19 protein-coding genes and 1 tRNA gene are annotated in these 18,246 nt (G+C 60.9%); 15 read left to right on the plus strand and 5 right to left on the minus strand.

The window, feature by feature from the left end:
• The first annotated feature begins 8 nt into the window (after positions 1 to 8).
• The 8 genes from MTP38_RS05885 (at position 9) to spoIVA (ending at position 7,542) form a co-directional block, all read left to right on the plus strand.
• A complete protein-coding gene (locus MTP38_RS05885; protein WP_249234667.1) occupies positions 9 to 935 on the plus strand; it encodes a carbohydrate ABC transporter permease in 927 nt (308 codons plus the stop codon).
• 15 nt (positions 936 to 950) lie between these two features.
• Complete coding sequence (locus MTP38_RS05890; protein ID WP_227619999.1) at positions 951 to 1,919, plus strand: carbohydrate ABC transporter permease; 969 nt, start codon at positions 951 to 953, stop codon at positions 1,917 to 1,919.
• A 205-nt stretch (positions 1,920 to 2,124) separates the two neighbouring features.
• Entirely contained in the window at positions 2,125 to 3,054 is a 930-nt protein-coding gene (locus tag MTP38_RS05895) for a dihydrodipicolinate synthase family protein (RefSeq protein WP_249234557.1), read from the plus strand.
• A gap of 94 nt (positions 3,055 to 3,148) precedes the next feature.
• Positions 3,149 to 3,607 carry a YhcH/YjgK/YiaL family protein gene (locus MTP38_RS05900; protein WP_249234558.1) on the plus strand — a complete coding sequence of 153 codons (459 nt, stop codon included), beginning with the start codon at positions 3,149 to 3,151 and terminating at the stop codon, positions 3,605 to 3,607.
• A gap of 5 nt (positions 3,608 to 3,612) precedes the next feature.
• Positions 3,613 to 4,317 carry an N-acetylmannosamine-6-phosphate 2-epimerase gene (locus tag MTP38_RS05905; protein WP_249234559.1) on the plus strand — a complete coding sequence of 235 codons (705 nt, stop codon included), beginning with the start codon at positions 3,613 to 3,615 and terminating at the stop codon, positions 4,315 to 4,317.
• A gap of 21 nt (positions 4,318 to 4,338) precedes the next feature.
• The gene (locus tag MTP38_RS05910) at positions 4,339 to 5,268 is read left to right on the plus strand and encodes an ROK family protein (RefSeq protein WP_249234560.1); all 930 of its coding nucleotides are present in this window, start codon (positions 4,339 to 4,341) and stop codon (positions 5,266 to 5,268) included.
• 16 nt (positions 5,269 to 5,284) lie between these two features.
• Positions 5,285 to 5,923: a GDSL-type esterase/lipase family protein gene (locus MTP38_RS05915; RefSeq protein ID WP_249234561.1), complete on the plus strand. Its 639-nt coding sequence runs from the start codon at positions 5,285 to 5,287 to the stop codon at positions 5,921 to 5,923.
• Between the two features lie 122 nt (positions 5,924 to 6,045).
• On the plus strand, positions 6,046 to 7,542 hold the full coding sequence (gene spoIVA, locus MTP38_RS05920; RefSeq protein WP_249234562.1) for a stage IV sporulation protein A: 1,497 nt from the start codon (positions 6,046 to 6,048) through the stop codon (positions 7,540 to 7,542).
• Between the two features lie 45 nt (positions 7,543 to 7,587).
• Here the strand turns inward: spoIVA and MTP38_RS05925 are convergent, their stop codons facing one another.
• Positions 7,588 to 8,139, minus strand: a complete 552-nt coding sequence (locus MTP38_RS05925) for a DUF4364 family protein (protein WP_227619992.1) — start codon at positions 8,137 to 8,139, stop codon at positions 7,588 to 7,590.
• Positions 8,140 to 8,189: 50 nt separating this feature from the next.
• Positions 8,190 to 9,125: a S1 RNA-binding domain-containing protein gene (locus MTP38_RS05930; RefSeq protein WP_227619991.1), complete on the minus strand. Its 936-nt coding sequence runs from the start codon at positions 9,123 to 9,125 to the stop codon at positions 8,190 to 8,192.
• Positions 9,126 to 9,296: 171 nt separating this feature from the next.
• On the opposite strand from MTP38_RS05930, the gene MTP38_RS05935 reads away from it, so the two are divergent.
• The 6 genes from MTP38_RS05935 to MTP38_RS05960 all read left to right on the plus strand — a co-directional run bounded on the left by MTP38_RS05935 (position 9,297) and on the right by MTP38_RS05960 (position 14,391).
• Positions 9,297 to 9,485 carry a DUF951 domain-containing protein gene (locus tag MTP38_RS05935; protein WP_227619990.1) on the plus strand — a complete coding sequence of 63 codons (189 nt, stop codon included), beginning with the start codon at positions 9,297 to 9,299 and terminating at the stop codon, positions 9,483 to 9,485.
• A gap of 51 nt (positions 9,486 to 9,536) precedes the next feature.
• Positions 9,537 to 10,622, plus strand: a complete 1,086-nt coding sequence (gene prfA / locus MTP38_RS05940; protein WP_249234563.1) for a peptide chain release factor 1 — start codon at positions 9,537 to 9,539, stop codon at positions 10,620 to 10,622.
• A gap of 70 nt (positions 10,623 to 10,692) precedes the next feature.
• Positions 10,693 to 11,718, plus strand: coding sequence for an L-threonylcarbamoyladenylate synthase (locus MTP38_RS05945; RefSeq protein ID WP_249234564.1), 1,026 nt, complete (start codon positions 10,693 to 10,695; stop codon positions 11,716 to 11,718).
• Positions 11,715 to 12,323, plus strand: a complete 609-nt coding sequence (gene coaE / locus MTP38_RS05950; protein ID WP_249234565.1) for a dephospho-CoA kinase — start codon at positions 11,715 to 11,717, stop codon at positions 12,321 to 12,323. Before MTP38_RS05945 ends, coaE begins: the two co-directional genes overlap by 4 nt.
• Positions 12,311 to 12,895, plus strand: coding sequence for a lytic transglycosylase domain-containing protein (locus MTP38_RS05955; protein ID WP_249234566.1), 585 nt, complete (start codon positions 12,311 to 12,313; stop codon positions 12,893 to 12,895). The genes coaE and MTP38_RS05955 overlap by 13 nt, the downstream gene beginning before the upstream one ends.
• A gap of 92 nt (positions 12,896 to 12,987) precedes the next feature.
• Positions 12,988 to 14,391: an aminopeptidase gene (locus MTP38_RS05960; protein ID WP_249234567.1), complete on the plus strand. Its 1,404-nt coding sequence runs from the start codon at positions 12,988 to 12,990 to the stop codon at positions 14,389 to 14,391.
• Positions 14,392 to 14,454: 63 nt separating this feature from the next.
• On the opposite strand, the gene MTP38_RS05965 is transcribed toward MTP38_RS05960, so the two are convergent.
• A complete protein-coding gene (locus MTP38_RS05965; protein WP_249234568.1) occupies positions 14,455 to 15,306 on the minus strand; it encodes a polysaccharide deacetylase family protein in 852 nt (283 codons plus the stop codon).
• 184 nt (positions 15,307 to 15,490) lie between these two features.
• On the opposite strand from MTP38_RS05965, the gene MTP38_RS05970 reads away from it, so the two are divergent.
• A tRNA-Leu gene (locus MTP38_RS05970) sits at positions 15,491 to 15,574 on the plus strand.
• Positions 15,575 to 16,032: 458 nt separating this feature from the next.
• Here MTP38_RS05970 and spo0A read toward each other — a convergent pair.
• The gene (gene spo0A, locus MTP38_RS05975) at positions 16,033 to 16,791 is read right to left on the minus strand and encodes a sporulation transcription factor Spo0A (protein ID WP_249234569.1); all 759 of its coding nucleotides are present in this window, start codon (positions 16,789 to 16,791) and stop codon (positions 16,033 to 16,035) included.
• Positions 16,792 to 16,908: 117 nt separating this feature from the next.
• Positions 16,909 to 18,141, minus strand: coding sequence for a SpoIVB peptidase (spoIVB, locus tag MTP38_RS05980; RefSeq protein ID WP_227619982.1), 1,233 nt, complete (start codon positions 18,139 to 18,141; stop codon positions 16,909 to 16,911).
• Positions 18,142 to 18,246 lie beyond the last annotated feature (105 nt).

The following is an 18,246-nucleotide window of genomic DNA, read 5'->3' on the forward strand; positions in this document are numbered from 1 at the left end:
AAGGTTTGGTGATTTCTTTGGCTGCAAAGACAGCAAGGGTCAAAGATCCAAAGCGCAGCGGCGCCTTGGTTCGGCAGGAGACCATCGCTTCCTATCTGTTCCTCCTGCCCAGTCTCATCTTCTTCCTCGGCTTTGTCATCTACCCTATGATCCTCTGCGTGGTCACGAGCTTTTTTGACTCGACCATGAACCGCGCGGACATCTTCGTGGGTCTTGCGAACTATAAAGAGCTGTTCGCTGACCCTATCTTCCGCGGTGCGCTGAAGAACACCTTCATCATCGTGGTCGTCTCGGTGCCTGTGACCTGCGCGTTTTCGCTGTGGATCAGCTCAGCCATCGTTGACCTGCCTGAGTGGGCGACGAGCCTCTTCCGCTGCGTGTTCTACCTGCCGGTCGTCACCGGCTCGGTGGCCGTCACCGTCGTGTGGAAGTGGATGTACAACAACTACTACGGCATCTTCAACTATCTGGGCAAGGCCGTGGGACTCATCGACAAGAACATCAACTGGCTGGGCGATGAAAAGTATGCACTGGGCTGCATCATCCTCATCCTGCTCACCACCTCCGTCGGCCAGCCCATCGTGCTGTATGTTTCTGCGCTGGGCAATGTGGATCAATCCATCGTGGAAGCTGCTGAGGTGGACGGCGCAACGGATTTCCAGTGCTTCTGGAAGATCAAGTGGCCCGCCATTATGCCCACCACCCTGTACATTCTGGTCATCACCACCATCAACTCCTTCCAGTGCTTCGCGCTGATCCAGCTGCTGACCTCCGGCGGCCCCAACCACAGCACCGATACCATCATGTACTATATCTACTACACCGCGTTCAAGCTCTACCGCTATGGTTACGGCAACGCAATGGGCGTTGTACTGGCCGTTATCATCGCCATCCTGTCGGCTGTCCAGTTCAAGCTTGGCAGTCAGGATAATTAAAGGAGGTGCCGGGCAATGACTGCAACTGCAAAAAAACAGAAACCGCTGAAGCGTCACCCCAGCAAGCTGAAAAAGATGAGCGCCTACATGATCCTGACCCTCATCCTCATCAGCATCATGGCCGTGCTGTTCGCCTTCCCGCTGTACTGGATCATCACCGGCTCCTTCAAGACCGGCGCGGCTATAAACTCTACCACCCCTGAGTGGTGGCCCAGTCAGTGGGTGCTGACCAACTACCAGAAGCTTTTCGCCGGCAAGAGCGCACCCCTGTGGCAGCTGGCGGTCCCGTTCAGCGGCTCGTTCAGCGCGGACGGCGAACCCATCTATTTCTCCATTGGCCCTACGGCCCCGGCAGCCCTGCGCTGGATGATCAACACGGTGTTCATGGCCGTCATGTCCATGATCCTCACCTGCATCACCGCAGCAATGGCAGGCTATGCGCTGGCCAAAAAGCGCTTCGTCGGCCGTAAACTGCTCTTCACCCTCATCGTCTGCGCGATGGCCCTGCCCAAGCAGGTCATCCTCATCCCGCTGCTGCGTGAGATGAGCTCGCTCAACCTCTACAACACCATCTGGGCCGTCATTTTCCCCATCGTGGGCTGGCCCTTTGGCGTCTTCCTGATGAAACAGTTCAGTGAGGGCATCCCCACCGAAATGCTGGAGGCGGCCCGCATCGACGGAGCCAGCGAGGCGCGCACCTTTATCAGCGTCGTGCTGCCGATGGTCAAGCCGGGCATCGGCGCACTGGCCATCTTCACCTTCATCAACAGCTGGAACGACTACTTCATGCAGCTCATCATGCTGTCCAGCACCAGCAACCTTACCATCTCGCTGGGCATCGCAAAGCTGCAGGCAGAGAACAGCACCGATTTCGGCCTCATCATGGCCGGTGCCGCGCTGGCCGCTGTGCCGATCATCATCATCTTCCTCATCTTCCAGAAGTATTTCACCAAGGGCATCGCAATGGGTGCGGTTAAAGGCTAAAGTTGCGACCGCGGCCAGCGGCCGAAACAGGGAGCAACTTTTGGCGCCGCGGTCTGCAAGACGCGAGGCCCGCCCAAGGGCCGAAGCGGATGCAGGGCACCGCAAGAGGGCACGGATGCCGCTGCCCGTAACCAAAAGCTCACGAGCTTGAGGCAAAATCGTTTTATCTGTATTTATTACTATTTTTAAAAGAAGGGTTTGGAATATGAAAGACATCACCAAATATCAGGGCGTGATCCCGGCCTTCTACGCCTGCTATGACGCAGAGGGCAATATCTCCACCGAGGGCGTCAAGGCGCTGACCCGCCACCTCATCGCCAAGGGAGTCAAGGGCGTGTATGTGGGCGGCTCGTCGGGCGAGTGCATCTACCAGCACGTCGATGAGCGCAAGGCTGTCCTCGAGGCGGTTATGAGCGAAGCTAAGGGCAAACTGACCGTCATCGCACACGTCGGCTGCAACAACACCGCCGACAGCGTCGAGCTGGCCCGTCATGCCGAGAGCGTGGGTGTGGACGCCATCGCATCCATCCCGCCCATCTACTTCCACCTGCCGGAGTACGCCATCGCCAAGTATTGGAACGATATGTCCGCCGCAGCGCCCAACACCGAGTTCGTCATCTACAACATCCCGCAGCTGGCCGGCACCGGCCTGACCATGAGCCTGCTGGGTGAGATGCTCAAGAACCCCAACGTCGTCGCGGTCAAAAACAGCTCGATGCCCACGCAGGACATCCAGATGTTCAAGGACGCCGGCGTCGCCGCCCGGGGCGAGGGCAGCTTCGTGGTCTTCAACGGCCCCGATGAGCAGTTCGTCTCCGGCCGCGTCATCGGCGCAGACGGCGGCATCGGCGGCACCTACGCCGTCATGCCCGAGCTGTATCTGGCTATGAACGACCACATCAACAAGGGCGAGATCAAGGAGGCACAGGCCATCCAGTACGACGCCGACCGCATCATCTATAAGATGTGCTCGGCCCACGGCAACCTCTACGCTGTGCAGAAAGAGATCCTGCGCCGGATGTACGGCCTTGAGCTGGGCGGCGTCCGTGAGCCGATGCCCGGCCTCATCCCGGAGGATGAAGCGGTCATCGCCGAGGCACAGGCTATGATCGAAGCCGCTATCGCAAAGCTCTGAGAAGCCAGAAAGCGTCCCCTCTCCGTCTCTTCATGAGGGGAGAGGGCAGACGCTCTTTGTGCTTGCGAAAAAAATCAGTTAGGAGAAAATCACCATGATCTGCGACGCACTGGAGAACCTGAACCGTTACCGGGGACTCCACAAGAATCTGGAAACCGCCATCGACTACCTCACCGCCTACAGTGTGACCCACGACCTGAGCGACCTTCCGCTGGGCCGCACCGAGGTGGACGGAGAGAATGTCTTTATCAACGTGATGGAGGCCGGGCTGAACCCCGACAGTGCCCGCCTCGAGTACCACAAAAAGTACGCCGACCTTCAGATCGACCTGACCGGCGGCGAGGGCTGGGGCTATACCAACCTGCCCGGCGAGGAAGCAGGGGAGTTTGCGGGAGACATCGGTTTCAGGACCAGTCCGGACGCCGTCAGCGGTGTGCTGGGCGAGGGACGGTTCGTTCTGTTCTTCCCCGGTGAGCTGCACAAGCCCGGCGTGGCACGCCCCGGCTGTGACCATGTGCGCAAAGCAGTCATCAAGATCAGGATGGAGGACTGATGGATATGGAAAAAGAAAAGCTGTTTGAGCAGATCAAGGGTGGGCTTATCGTCTCCTGTCAGGCCCTTGAGACGGAGCCTCTCTACACCAAAGAGGGCGGAGTCATGCCTCTGATGGCAAAGGCAGCCGCCATGAGTGGCGCTGTGGGCATCCGCGCCAACACCGTCCGGGACATCACTCAGATCAAGCAGGTGGTGGACCTGCCGGTCATCGGCATCATCAAAAAGGATTACCCCGGCACGCCGATGTACATCACTGTCACCATGAAGGAAGTGGACGAGCTGGCAGCCTGCGGCGTGGACATCCTCGCCGTGCAGGGCACGGGTGCGCTGCGCCCCGACGGCTCTACCTCGGCCCAGTTCATCCGTGCCATCAAGGAAAAATACCCCGACCAGCTGGTGATGGCCGACTGCGACAACTTCGAGAATGCCATGCTCTGCGCGGAAGCCGGGGCTGACTTTGTGGGCACGACCATGCGCGGCTATACGCCCGAGACCAAGGGCATCAATGACATTGATTTTGACTTTGTCCACAAGCTGGCCGCAGAGTGCCCGGCAAAGATCATCGCCGAGGGCCACATCCACTACCCGGAACAGGCCGTCAAGGCGCTGGAGGCCGGTGCGTTCGCCCTCGTCGTCGGCGGTGCCATCACCCGCCCGGCTGAGATCACGGCCCGCTTTACCGGGGCTATCAACGCCATGCAAAAATAAAAATGATACGGAGATACGACTATGAAACAGTATCTTGCCATCGACATCGGCGGCACCAGCGTCAAGCTTGGCATCGTAGATGAAGAGGGCCGCGTCCTTGCCAAGGCGGAGCAGAGCGTCTGTTTCGACTACTATGAGACACCCATCCTCACGACGGTGCTTTCGGCCTCCGAACAGTTCCTGAAGGAGCAGGACGTCAGGCCGCAGAGCCTTGCGGGCATCGGCGTCTCGGCCACGGGCCAGATCGACACCCACACGGGCACGGTCGTGGGCACTTGCGGCAGCCTGCCCAACTACATCGGAAGCCCCATCAAGGCCGAGCTGGAAGCGAAATTCGGCCTGCCCGTTACCGTCGCCAACGACGCCAACTGCATGACGCTGGGCGAAGTCTGGGTCGGCGGGGCGAAAGGCTATACGGACGTCATCGGTGTCACGCTGGGCACCGGCGTGGGCGGCGGCATCCTGACCGGCGGACGGCTGTTGGAAGGTGCCCGGGGCCTCGGCGGTGAGCTGGGCCATTACCGTACCCATGCGCTGGACGGCGTCCTCTGCACCTGCGGTGCATCGGGCTGCTGGGAGCGGTATGCCGCCACTACGGCCCTCGTGCGTGCTGCGCAGCCCCGCAATCATAAGTGGAGAGATGGCCGTGCCATCTTCGAATCGGCCCATGCGGGCGACCCCATCATCCTCGCCCTTCTCGAGGACTGGACGGACGAGATCGTGCAGGGCCTTGCGGGGTTGGTGCACATCTTCAACCCGCAGCTCATCCTCATCGGCGGCGGAGTCAGCGCTCAGCAGGAGCTGCTCATCGAACCCATCGCCAGAAAGGTGAGGGCTTCCATCATGCCCGCCTTTGCAGAGGGACTGGAGATCCGCGCCGCCCAGCTTCACAACGACGCCGGCATGGTGGGCGCAGTCTACTACTTCCGCCAGTCACGGGGCGAAAACTGAAAAGGGGGATGGAACGATGAAAAAGCATATCCTTTGTCTGGGAGACTCCAACACTCACGGCTATTGCGCCGACCCGGCAGACTGCGCCGACCACGGCATCCGCTTCAACGAGGATGAGCGCTGGACCTGTCGGCTGCAAACAGCGCTGGGCAGCGAGTATCTTGTAACGGAAGAGGGCCTTTCGGGCCGGACGACGGTTTTCGTGGACCCCATCCATGAGTCGATGGACGCTTTGAGCGTGGCCTATGCGCTCCTCAAGAGCCACGAGGTCATCGACCTGCTCATCATTATGCTGGGCACCAATGACGTCAAGGAGCGGTTCAACGCCAACGCCGCCTGCATCGGTGCAGGGATGGAGCGCCTCATCCTCAAGGCAAAGAGTGTGGACTGCTGGGGCACCAAAGCCCCCAACATCCTTGTCGTGGCTCCGCCCCGCATCGGCGACGGCTTCCACGACGCCGTCATGGGCGAGGGCTGCGTGGAGAAGTCGAAGGGCGTGGCAGAGCAGTTCCGCATCGTCGCCGAGCGGCAGGGCGTCTACTTCCTCGATGCTGCCGACTGCGCGTTCAATCAGGTGGATTTCATGCACCTGACCCGTCACGGTCACGCACAGCTGGCCGAAAAGCTGGCGGCGCTTGTCCCGACGCTGGTGTAACGGTAGGAGAAAAAAGGCCGGAGTCCCGAGAGATCCTTGGGGATTCGGCCTTTTTTGCGTCATATTTTCCTCATGTCCGCGCATAAAGTGTACCCAGAAACGGGAAGAGAGGGGAGAGCGTTTTGGCAAATCAGGAACGAATCGAGCAGGCGGCAGTCTGCCGCGAGATAGGGGCACGCACCGGCGGAGACATCCTCATCGGCGTGGTGGGGCCGGTGCGCACGGGCAAGAGCACCCTCATCAAGCAGTTTATGGAGAAGCTGGTGCTGCCCGCCATCGGGTCGGAGGACGCAAAGCTCCGTGCCCGCGACGAGCTGCCTCAGTCGGCGGCGGGGCGCACCATCATGACCACCGAGCCGAAGTTCATCCCGGAGTCGGCGGTGCCGCTGGCGCTGGAGGGCGGGGGAGAGTGCAGCATCCGGCTCATCGACTGTGTGGGTTACATGGTGGAGGGGGCGATGGGCCACGAGGAGAATGACAAGCCCCGGATGGTCAAAAGTCCGTGGTTCGACGAGGAGATCCCATTCGACCTCGCCGCCGAGACCGGCACCCGGAAGGTCATCCGGGACCACTCCACCATCGGCATCGTCGTCACCACAGACGGCACCATCAGCGAGATACCGCGGGAAAACTACGTCTCGGCGGAAAAACGGGTCATCGACGAGCTGGAAGCGCTGGGCAAGCCCTTCGTCATCCTGCTCAACAGCACCCATCCCGATGCCCCCGGGACAAAGGCGCTGGCGGCGGAGATGGAAGCGAGCTATGGCCGGACGGTGCTGCCTGTGAGCTGCCTCGACCTCGACGAAGAGCAGTTGGGGGAAATCCTGCGCCGGGTGCTTTACGAGTTCCCGGTGCGGGAGCTGGATTTTGCCCTGCCGCGCTGGGTGACGATGCTGGACAAAGGCCATTGGCTCCAGACTGAGGTGTACACAGCGGCCATGCAGCTCTCCGGGCAGATCGCGCGGATGAAGGACATCTCGGATTCTGGCCAGGCGGTGCTGGACTGCGAGGCGGTGGAGAACGCCGCCCTCAGCGGGATGGACCTTGCCGACGGCATCGTGCGCATCACGGTGCTGCTCAAGCCGGAGGTGTTCTACAGGGTGCTCAGCGAGCAGACGGGGCTTGAGATCGGCGACGAGGCCGGGCTGATGCCCTGCATCATCGAGCTGGCGAAAGCGAAGCGTGCCTATGAGAAGATACGCAGCGCGATGGAGCAGGTGGAGGCCACCGGCTATGGCATCGTGATGCCCTCCATCGATGAGCTGTCGCTGGAGCAGCCCGAGATCGTCCGGCAGGGCGGGCGGTATGGCGTCCGCCTTGAAGCCAGCGCACCGTCCATCCACATGATGAAGGCGGTCATCCACACCGAGCTAAGCCCCATCGTGGGCACCGAGAAGCAGAGCGAAGACCTCGTGCAGAGCCTCTTGCAGGATTTCGAGGACGACCCCGTCCGCCTGTGGGAGTCGAACATCTTCGGGAAAAGCCTCCACGAGCTGGTCAACGACGGCTTGCAGAACAAGCTGCTCCATATGCCGCAGGAGGCTCGAAGCCGCCTGCAGGAGACGCTGGAGCGGGTCATCAACGAGGGCTGCACTGGGCTTATCTGCATCCTGCTGTAACAAAAATGGCCGCTGCACGTTGGTTTCGTGCAGCGGCCATTTCGGTCATTTCTCTTCTTCGGTGAGCTTCGTGATGAGCATCTGATAGATCTCGTTGCCCTTGAGGATGAACTGCTTTTTCACCAGCTCGGCGCTCAGCCGATCGGGCGTGCCGATGTCCAGACAGAACAGCTCGCTGTCCAGCGCCTTCACCTGACAGCGCACCGAACAGTGGCCGTCGGCTTTTTCGCGGATGCGGGCGCTGTACTCGGCCTCCTTGCGCGTCCACGTCTGGCTGCGCAGCACAGCGGCCACCGCCTTTTCCCGCACGCTGCGGGGCAGGTCGTAGGCCAGCTCCTGCGCCACCTTCCGGCCCTTGTCGGTGATGGTATACCGGTCGCCATCCACCACCACGAGCTGCTGCTTGGCGATGTCGTCCAAGCAGGAGCCGATCTCAAAATAATTCACCAGAGCCTCTTCCATCAGGGCGTTTTCGATCTCCGCCCGGGTGATCGGCCCGGCATTCTTGACAAGATAACACAGCAGCAGTCGGATCTCGGTGCTGTTGGTCAGCCCACCGGGACGAACACCGGCGGTAAAAGCATCGTTGGCAGCCATTGTTATTCCCATCTCCCGTGTTCTATAGTATATCTATAGTATAAAGGGTTTCAGGCCGGATTGCAAGCCATGTCCGCAAAATCGGTCTCGATGCGCTTGCGGCTCTCGGGGGTGGAGTAGAGCCAGTGGTCGAGATGCCCTTCGGTGATGAAGTACCGCAGCTCGAAGCGGTGGCTCTGGCTGAGGGCATGATTGACGATGACCAGCTTGATCTTCATCTTCTCGGGCAGGATGTTTTTGATGTAGACGCTCACGGCCTGCCCGGGATGCAGGTCGGGGCAGCTCTCGGCGAGGCCCGCGAGGTTGGGCGCGATCTCGACGAAGGTGCCGTATTCCTCCACGCTTCGCACGATGCCCACCACCGTCTCGCCCACCGTAAAGGCGGCGGCGTTTTCGGCCCATGTGCCCAGAAGCTCCCGGATGGTCAGCACGAACCGCCCCTGCGCGTCCCGGCTCTTGATGGCGCAGAGGATCTGCTGCCCTACGCTGACCCGGTCGGCGGGGGAGGAAATGCGGCTCACCGACATACAATCGATGGGTAGAAGAGCGCTGATGCCGCAGCCCACATCGCAGAACGCGCCGAAAGGCTCGATGTGGGTCACGACGCAGGGCAGGATGTCGCCGGGTTGGAGCTGGTCGAGGTATTCGGCCTTGCACATCCGCTGGGCCTCGGCCCGGGAGAGCCGGTAGAAGGGCTGTCCGTTTTCGTCGGTGTCGATGCCCTCAATGACGAAGCAGGTGGGGCGACCCACCCGCGTCAGCACGGCGATGTCCCGCACGCTGCCGGTGTCGGCCCCGTCGGCGCACTGTCCGAAGGGCATCACGGCCCGGCAGCCGCCCAGCTCGAACCGAAGCTGACGCTGGGTGTCGAAGGCCAGAGCGGTGCTCTGCAAAATTTCGCGGCTGGTCATCGCGGCCCGCAGCTCGGCGGCGCTCAGGCGGGAAGCATTGCGGTAGTTGTTTTCAGTACGAAACGCTTGCATCATCTTTCATTCCTCTTTCTCTGATTTTTTGGGCTGCAGCGCAGGGTGTGCTGCATGGTTAAACCATATGCGGCTGCATTTGCATTTTATACGAGTTTGGATTATACTATAGGTGTGTGTCATGCATTGGGCACACGGCCTGTGCCATCTATGGACAGACAGAAGGGAGCCAATATGGATATTGCAGTCGGCGATACCATCCTCACCCGCAAGCAGCACCCCTGCGGAGCGTCCAGTTTCGAGGTGCTGCGGGTGGGCATGGATTTCAAGATCCGCTGCACGGGCTGCGGCCGCGAGGTCATGCTGCCCCGGGCAAAGATCGAGAAGAACATCAAAAAAGTCATCCGGCCGGGTCAGGAATAGCCCGGCGGCACAGCACATTCAGAAACTGTTTTGTAAGGAGAACTGCCTGATATGCCGAATCTGACTTCCCAAATGGAGGCCGTCTGCCGTCGGTTCGAAGAACTTTCCGTCCGTCTCAATCAGCCCGAAACTGCTGCCGACCCGGCGCAGTTCCGCCGCCTGATGCAGGAGTACCACGAGGCAGAGCCGGTGGTGGAAGCCTACCGCGCCCTTGCCACTGCGCAGGATCATCTTGCACAGGCGAAAGCCCTGCTGGAAGGGGAGGAACCCCTCGATGCGGACTTTAAAGCTATGATACAGCAGGAGATCAGCGAAAAGAGTCAGGATGTGGCAGAGCTGGAAAATAATCTCAAAATTCTGCTGCTGCCGAAGGATGCAAACGACGAAAAAAGCGTCATCATGGAGATACGCGCCGGTGCCGGCGGCGAGGAAGCTGCGCTGTTTGCCCACAGCCTCGTGCGGATGTACACGATGTACGTTCAGGGGCGGGGCTGGGAGATGGAGCTGCTGAACCTCAATGAGACTGAGCTTGGCGGCACGAAGGAAGCCGTCTTCGCAGTCAATGGCCAGGGCGCGTACAACCGTCTCAAGTACGAGAGCGGCGTCCACCGGGTGCAGCGCGTCCCCGAGACGGAGACGCAGGGCCGCATCCACACCTCGACGGCTACGGTGGCCGTGATGCCGCAGGCCGAGGAGGTGGACTTTGCGCTGGACATGAAAGACCTGCGCATCGACACCTTCCGCTCCTCGGGCGCAGGCGGACAGCACATCAACAAGACGTCCAGCGCCATCCGCGTCACCCACATCCCCACTGGCACGGTGGTTGAGTGCCAGAATGAGCGCAGCCAGTTCCAGAACAAGGACAAGGCTCTGGAGATCCTGCGCAGCCGCCTGCTGGCCCAGAAACAGAAGGAGCAGCAGGATGCCATCAACGCCGACCGCGCCGGTCAGGTGGGAACAGGGGACCGCAGCGAGAAGATACGTACCTATAACTTCCCGCAGGACCGCTGTACCGACCACCGCATCGGCCTGACGGTGCACAACCTCGCTAAGATCATGGACGGCAATCTGGACGAGATCATCGACGCCCTCGCCACCCGTGAGCAGGCCGAGAAATTACAAAAACTGAACGCATAAACCTGCGTATATTGCGCATGAACATCTGTAAAGTTTAATTGCTTTACATCAGAAAAGAGCGATAATTCGTATGAGTATCAAAACTGAAGTCCGCCCGGCAGACGCGGAGGGCATTGCCCGCGCCGCCGAGCTTCTGCGGCAGGGCGAGCTGGTGGCTCTGCCCACCGAGACGGTCTACGGCATCGCGGCTGACGCCCGCAACGGTGAGGCCGTGAGCAAGATCTTCGTGGCGAAGGGACGTCCGCAGGACAATCCCCTCATCGTCCACGTCACCGGTCCCGAGATGCTGCACGGCCTCGTCAGCGAGGTGCCCGAGCGTGCCCAGCTGCTGATGGCTGCGTTCTGCCCCGGGCCGCTGACCATCATCATGCCCCGCGGCCCCGAGGTGGCAGCGGAGTGCTGCGCGGGTCTGGATACCGTGGGCATCCGGATGCCCAGCCACCCGGTGGCCCGGGCCGTCATCGAGGCTAGCGGCTGTGCCTTTGCAGCCCCGTCGGCCAACCTCTCCGGCAAGCCCAGCCCCACCAATGCGCAGGATGTCTTTACCGATATGGATGGACGCCTGCCCCTCATCCTCGACGGCGGCGAGTGCGACTGGGGCGTGGAGTCCACCGTCGTGTCGGTGGTGGGTGAGAAGCCCACCCTCTTCCGCCCCGGACACATCACGCTGGAAGACCTTGAGCGTGCGCTGGGCGAGGAGGTGGAAGTCTCCAAAGCCATCCTTGAAAAGCTGCCGGAGGGTGCGGTCGTCCGCAGCCCGGGCATGAAGTATAAACATTATGCCCCCAAGGCCGATGTTACCCTTCTGGATGGCACCTTCGAGCAGTTCAAGGCCTATGTGGACGCCCACGCCGCCGAGAGACCCAGCTGCCTCTGCTTCACCGGCGAGGCCGAAAAGCTGGGGGTCCCCTGCGTGGAGTATGGCCGGGAGGGGGACGGCGCTGATCAGGCCAGACACATCTTCCGCTCTCTGCGTGCGCTGGATGAGCAGGGGGATGCCGTAGTCTACGCCCGCTGCCCTCAGAAGGATGGCCTGTCGATGGCGGTCTATAACCGACTTATCCGTGCGGCCGCGTTCCGGGTGATCGAGCTATGATGACGCTGGGCATCACCGGCCGCAGCGGCTGCGGCAAATCCACCGTCACCGCGGTTTTTGCGGCCCGGGACATCCCGCTGGCAGACGCCGACCAGCTCTCCCGCGAGATCCTGCTTCCCGGCTCTCCGCTGCTGCCCCAGCTGGCGGAGCGCTTCGGGGCGGATATTATAAGGGCAGACGGCACCCTTGACCGCCGCCTGCTGGCTGACCGCGCCTTTGCGACCCCCGAGGGGAAGGCGGCGCTGGACGCGCTGACCCACCCGGAGATCGTCCGCCGCATCCGTGCCGCAAAACAGGCCGCACGGCAGGCCGGTGCGAAGCTCTTCGTGCTGGACGGTGCGGTCATCGTCGGCACGGCGGCAGAAGCGGAGTGCGATAAGCTCTGTGTGGTCACGGCCCCTTTTGAGGTCAGTGTGGAGCGCATCGCTGCCCGGGACGGTATCTCGCCCGAGATGGCCGCCCGCCGTCTCAACGCCCAGACGCCGGAAGCGGCTCTGACCGCCAGAGCGGACTACATCCTCCCCAATACCTCCACCCGCGAGGCGCTGGCGAAGGCGGCGAACGAGCTGTGTGATACGCTCATCGGGGAGGGGTGCCGCACTTGAAAAAGCTGTTCCGACTGCTGCGCAGGCTGGTGGTGCTGGCCTGCATCGCGGCAGTGATATTGACGGTGCTGCCGCCCCTCGCCCGGAAGGCCGACCAGCTGCTCTATCCCCGCAAATACAGCCAGCAGGTGGAGCAGTGGGCCGCCGAATACGGCCTCGACCCGCTGCTGGTCTATGCGTTTATCCGCACCGAGAGCGGCTTCGACCCTGCGGCTACTTCCAGCGTCGATGCCCGGGGGCTGATGCAGATGACGGAGGAGACCTTCATCTGGCTGCGCAGCAAGATCGCGCCCGACGAGGGCCTGACCTTCGATGACCTCTACGACCCTGCGGTCAGCATCCGTTTCGGCTGCTACTACCTTCATCTCTGCATGGAGCGGTACGGCGGCGATGTGGCCACGGCCGCAGCCGCCTACCACAGCGGGTGGGGGACGGTGGATAATCTGCTGCGGATGGAGGAGCATTCCTCGGACGGGCAGACACTGAAGGGCTTTCCGTACAATCAGATGCACCACTACGTCGAAAAGATCACCGCCGGTTACGCCGCCTATACCCGGCTCTACGGCGGCTGATGTACTATAAACGAAGAAAACCGGAGAGAATAAGCCCTCGCTGGTTTTTGATAAATCAAAGTGTAAGAAAACAGAAAGGCAGGAGAGATCCTATGGCAGAAAAAACTCCGAACCAGCAGCTGGCTGAAAAGCTGCTGTTTAAGCCCGCTTACGCCGGTGACAAGTCCACCGCCGTCAAGCAGGAGGCCCACGCATTCGCTGAGGGCTACAAGAAATTCCTTGATGCCGGCAAGACCGAGCGCGAGGTGGCCGCCGAGAGCGAGCGGATGCTGAAGGACGCTGGCTACCAGCAGTTCGACCCGAAGAAGACCTACGCCCCCGGCGATAAGGTCTACTTCAGCCAGATGGGCAAGGCGATCGTGGCCTCCACCATCGGCACCCGCAGCTTTGAGGAAGGCTTCCATCTGGTCATCGCTCACACCGACAGCCCCCGTCTGGACCTGCGCCCGACCCCGCTGTACGAGTCCGACCACTTCAGCTACTTCAAGACCCACTACTACGGCGGCATCCGCAAGTATCAGTGGGGTACCATGCCGCTGGCTATCCACGGCGTGTTCTCCCGCGCTGACGGCACCACCGTCTCGGTGAATGTGGGCGAGGACGAGAATGATCCCGTCTTCTGCATCACCGACCTGCTGCCCCATCTGGGTGCAGAGCAGGGCGAGCGGAAGCTGAGCGACGGCATCAAGGCAGAGGAACTGAACATCCTCATCGGCTCCGACGCTGTGGACGACGAGGATGTGAAGGAAGCGGTCAAGCTGAACACCATGATCCTCCTCAACGAGAAGTACGGCATCACCGAAAAGGACTTTGCCCGCGCCGAGATCGAGATCGTGCCTGCCTATAAGTCCCGTGACGTCGGCTTCGACCGCTCCATGGTGGGCGGCTACGGCCACGACGACCGCGTCGATGCCTATCCCGCTCTGATGGCCGAGATCGCCACCAAGAATCCCGCCTTCACCACCGTCTGCGTCCTGACCGATAAGGAAGAGATCGGCTCCGACGGCGTCACCGGTATGCAGAGCATGTACGTCTTCCACTTCATGCAGGAGCTGTGCCGTACCGCCGGTCAGGATGACATCATTGCCTTCCGCAACAGTGTCTGCCTGTCCGCCGACGTCACCGCTGCTTACGACCCGAGCTGGGCCAGTGCTTTCGAGCCGATGAACGGCACCTACGCAGGCCGCGGCATCGCGCTGTTCAAGTACACCGGCAGCCGCGGCAAGAGCGCTGCAAACGACGCTTCTGCCGAGCTGGTGGGCTATGTCACCCGCATGATGGACGCCGCCGACGTTGCATGGCAGATCGGTGAGCTGGGCCGCCTCGACCTGGGCGGCGGCGGCACCATCGCAAAGTATGTTGCCAACCGCGGCATCCCCGTCATCGACATCGGTGTGCCTGTGCTGTCCATGCACTCTCCCTTCGAGGTCATCCACAAGACTGACCTGTACATGGCTTATTGTGCCTTCGTCCTGTTCAATCAGGCCGCTGAGTAAGCTGCTTCTACGCACCAAAGCCCCGGAAAGTCTGCCCTCTGGCAGGCCCTCCGGGGCTTTTTGCTATGTCGTGGGTAGGGGGACGGCCTGCTCTACCGTGAGAAAGGCGAAACCGTTGTCCTTATACCACTGGATGATGTCGGGCAGGGCCTCGGCTGTGGTGTGGGTGGTGGCTGAGTCGTGCATCAACACGATGCACTGGGTCTGCTCGCCGGTCTCCCGCACGATATTGCGGAAGATGGTGCCTGCGCTGGGCTTGCCGCCTACGGCGTCCTCGGCGCAGACGTTCCAGTCTACATAGGCGTATCCTTTGGCAGCGACCTCTTCCTTCAGCTGCTGCATCAGCCCGCGCCCGCCGTAGCGGCGGCTCACGGTGTTGGTGCTGCCGCCGGGAAAGCGCAGGTACCGCAGGCCATCTGCCGAGAGGTAAGGGGAGAGCCGCTCTTTTAAAAGGCCGATGTCCTTCCAGTAGGCGTCCGGGCTTTGGTAGATGTCGCTGTACTCGTGGGAGGCGGAGTGGAGCGCGATCTGATGCCCGGCGGCAGCAGCTTCCGACACGAGAGGCAGGTACTTGTCGTTGTGTCCGGTGGCGACCACGAAGAAGGTGGCTTTGACGCCGGCGTGGTTCAGTGCGGCCAGAACGTCCGGCGTCGTCTTGCTGGGGCCGTCGTCGAAGGTCAGACAGACCCACTTCTTGGACATCGGCTCCGGCTCCGGGGGCGTCTCCACGGAGGACGCCGAGGCAGGGGAGACGAAGCTTTCGTCCGGCAGCGGGGTCAGGTCGCTCTCTCGACAGCCTACGACAGGCTCTGCGCCGCAGAATATCCCTAGCCCGAACCCTGCCGCCGCCCCGGCCGAGAGCAGCAGGAGGCTCACCAGCCAACGCGGTGCTTTGCCGAATTTAAAAAAAGTCATTCCAAAAAACCTCCTTGTTAAGTCATTTCTGCACGGAAACTCCATTTACAAGATATGAATGGCAAAAAAATCTATGAAAACGCTTGACATTGCAGGGGGAGTATGGTATTATACTTGAGCAGTCAGCGATACGGCTTGAACCTCAGAGCGGTTATAAAACGCAGGTTGCATCAAAACTTCATATGCGAGGGTGGCGGAACTGGCAGACGCGCACGTTTGAGGTGCGTGTGGTTTATCCTTGGGGGTTCAAATCCCCTCCCTCGCACCAAAGTCGAAACCCGCATGGGCGCTGGAAAATCCAGTGTTCATGCGGGTTTTTCGTTGTGTGAGAAACTTCAGGTCCGGTCGAAGGAGTGAAGGAGCGTTTCCTTGTTCTGCGGCAAAACTCCATAGAGTTGAAATGCGTTGGAAACATCCATCGCCGCAAAGGAGATGCGGACGTCAAGGTGCGGGAGAGGTGCCTTGACCCTGCTGTACGATTTCTGCTCGTCAGCACAAAAAAGCCTCCTGCGCCGGAAAACCGGAGCAGGAGGCTTCATTTTGTTGTATGATGAGGGAACCGTAATTTCTGATTTCACACCCGATAATATAGCAATTCAACTTTTTAATGCAACAGCAACAACGTTGAATTGCATATCGCAAATATGCTGTTTTCATGTTGCACTAATTTCTTGCCTTGCGATAAATGAAGAGCGCTATCGAAAAATGGAACAGAGACGTGATGTTTCAGCCTGCCTGCTGGTGCTTATCCAGCCGCATCTTATCGGCGATCATGGCGATGAACTCGCTGTTGGTGGGCTTGCCGCGCAGGTTGTGGATGGTGTAGCCGAAATAAGAGTTCAGGGTATCCACATCGCCCCGGTCCCATGCCACCTCGATGGCGTGGCGGATGGCGCGCTCCACCCGGCTGGCGGTGGTGTCGTTTTTCTTGGCGATCTCCGGGTAGAGGCGCTTGGTGACGGCGTTGATGTACTCCGACTCATTCATGGTGAGCAGGATGGCATCCCGCAGGAACTGGTAGCCTTTGATGTGGGCGGGGACGCCGATCTGGTGCAGAATGTCGGTGACTTTCAGCTCGTCGCTGTCCACGCTGGCCGTGATGAGGCGCTTCTGATGGCCGTGGGCGACCTTGAGCACCCGGCTGGCGAGGACATTTTCGTCGAAGGGCTTGACAAAGTAGTAGGCGAAGCCCTCGTCCAGCAACTCCTGCACCATCTCTTCGCTCTGGAACGCGCCGGTGACAAAGAAGGTGGTGTGTGTCCCGCCGGCGGCGACATATTTCTGCTTGACGGCCAGCGCGTCCAGCCCGGGCATGAAGGCGTCCAGCAGAACGACCTGCGGCCGTACCGCAAGCATCTTCTGCAAGATCTGAAGCCCGTCCTTTTCCACGACGGTCACTTCCACGCCCTTTTGCTCCAGCGCATCCCGGCAGGCCGCCGTAACATCCGCACTGGTATCCGACATCAAAAATCTTACTTTATCCATCGTACTTTCCTCCAATGTGTGCAGTTCCCTTTACGCTCTATATTTTACCATAATTTACCATGGAATGCAACAGGAAATTTTTACAATTTCTGGGATTTTCATAAAAAATCTTCCGGCTCATTCCGTTCTCTGCATTTCAGCGGCGTTTTTTGCCTGTTCCAGCATGGTCTGGGCGAAAATGCCATAGCCCCGGGTGGGGTCGTTGACCAGAACATGGGTCACAGCGCCCACAAGACGTCCGTTCTGGAGGATGGGGCTGCCGCTCATGCCCTGTACGATGCCGCCGGTGGAAGACAGAAGGGTGGGGTCTGTCACCCGGATGACCAGATTCCGCCGGGGGTCAGCATCACTGACCCGCTCGATCTGGATGCGATAGGTGCGGGGCGTGCCGCCCTCGGTGGTGGCCCATATCTCGGCAGGGCCGGTGGCGACCTCCTGCGCGAAGGCGACCTCCCGCAGCTGGCCCGGAAAGTGGGTGCGGGTGGTGCCGTAGACGCCATTCTCACCGTTGATGCGGATGGTGCCGATGGCATGGGCGCTCAGAAAATGCCCCTTCAGCTCGCCGGGGCTTCCGGCAGTGCCCACGCTGCATCCGGTGATCTCGCAGGGGACGATCTCGCCGCTGCGCAGGGCGACGCTTTCGCCGGTGTCGCTGTCGCTGATGGGGTGGCCCAGCCCCGCAAAAACGCCAAGCTCTTCGTCCGCGAAGGTCAGGGTGCCCACCCCGGCAGAGGAGTCCCGCACCCACATCCCGGCCCGCCACTGTCCGGAGGCACTGTCCCACACCGGGGTCAGAGTGGTCAACTTCTGCTCGCCGCTGCGGATATATACGACCTCCACGGCCTGCCCCTCGGCAGCGTCTAGTGCTTCCTTTACGGCATCGTTGCTCTCGGTGCGAGTCTGCCCGATGCAGATGACCCGGTCGCCGAGACGCAGCCCCGCTGCCTTGGCAGGATTCGATGTGCCGCCGCTGGCCTGCCCGATCTCGGAGAACCCCACGATGAGTGCCCCTTCGGAGAACATCTTGACGCCGAAGGGGGTGCCGCAGACCGTCACCTTGGGCCGCTCTGCTACCACGGCCCGGATGGTCTTGATGGGGAACCAGCCGCCCAGCGTCAGGGTGGTCTGGTAGCTGCCCACGGCCCGGGTGCTGGCGACGTTCTGGCTCCCATGGCCGCTCTGCGGCTCGACCCACTGGAAGCGGGGGAGCGATAGGGCCTGTCCCGGTTCCAGATAGACCCGGTCCGGCAGGCTGCTGTACAGCCAGCCCAGAGCCGCAGCGAGGGCCAACAGCAGATACGCCGCCGCAAGCCCTGCCCGCTGCTGCCATGACCGGTGCTTTTTCTTCACGCCGAGGGCCTCCCTTGCTGTTTTTGGGGTTATTATGTGCCAAGAAAGGGAGAATTATCACCCGGCAGTTGACTTTTGCCGCGAATCTTGTTACTATAAATAAAG

This window comes from Faecalibacterium sp. I3-3-89 (assembly GCF_023347275.1).
Lineage (GTDB): Bacteria > Bacillota > Clostridia > Oscillospirales > Ruminococcaceae > Faecalibacterium > Faecalibacterium butyricigenerans.

Bases quoted from the DNA above. Each gene is read 5' to 3' on its own strand.
- MTP38_RS05890 (WP_227619999.1), top strand. From the start codon at position 951: ATGACTGCAACTGCAAAAAAACAGAAACCGCTGAAGCGTCACCCCAGC.
- MTP38_RS05895 (WP_249234557.1), top strand. From the start codon at position 2,125: ATGAAAGACATCACCAAATATCAGGGCGTGATCCCGGCCTTCTACGCC.
- MTP38_RS05900 (WP_249234558.1), top strand. From the start codon at position 3,149: ATGATCTGCGACGCACTGGAGAACCTGAACCGTTACCGGGGACTCCAC.
- MTP38_RS05905 (WP_249234559.1), top strand. From the start codon at position 3,613: ATGGAAAAAGAAAAGCTGTTTGAGCAGATCAAGGGTGGGCTTATCGTC.
- MTP38_RS05910 (WP_249234560.1), top strand. From the start codon at position 4,339: ATGAAACAGTATCTTGCCATCGACATCGGCGGCACCAGCGTCAAGCTT.
- MTP38_RS05915 (WP_249234561.1), top strand. From the start codon at position 5,285: ATGAAAAAGCATATCCTTTGTCTGGGAGACTCCAACACTCACGGCTAT.
- MTP38_RS05925 (WP_227619992.1), bottom strand. From the start codon at position 8,139: ATGGCTGCCAACGATGCTTTTACCGCCGGTGTTCGTCCCGGTGGGCTG.
- MTP38_RS05930 (WP_227619991.1), bottom strand. From the start codon at position 9,125: ATGATGCAAGCGTTTCGTACTGAAAACAACTACCGCAATGCTTCCCGC.
- MTP38_RS05935 (WP_227619990.1), top strand. From the start codon at position 9,297: ATGGATATTGCAGTCGGCGATACCATCCTCACCCGCAAGCAGCACCCC.
- prfA (WP_249234563.1), top strand. From the start codon at position 9,537: ATGCCGAATCTGACTTCCCAAATGGAGGCCGTCTGCCGTCGGTTCGAA.
- MTP38_RS05945 (WP_249234564.1), top strand. From the start codon at position 10,693: ATGAGTATCAAAACTGAAGTCCGCCCGGCAGACGCGGAGGGCATTGCC.
- coaE (WP_249234565.1), top strand. From the start codon at position 11,715: ATGATGACGCTGGGCATCACCGGCCGCAGCGGCTGCGGCAAATCCACC.
- MTP38_RS05960 (WP_249234567.1), top strand. From the start codon at position 12,988: ATGGCAGAAAAAACTCCGAACCAGCAGCTGGCTGAAAAGCTGCTGTTT.
- MTP38_RS05965 (WP_249234568.1), bottom strand. From the start codon at position 15,306: ATGACTTTTTTTAAATTCGGCAAAGCACCGCGTTGGCTGGTGAGCCTC.
- spo0A (WP_249234569.1), bottom strand. From the start codon at position 16,791: ATGGATAAAGTAAGATTTTTGATGTCGGATACCAGTGCGGATGTTACG.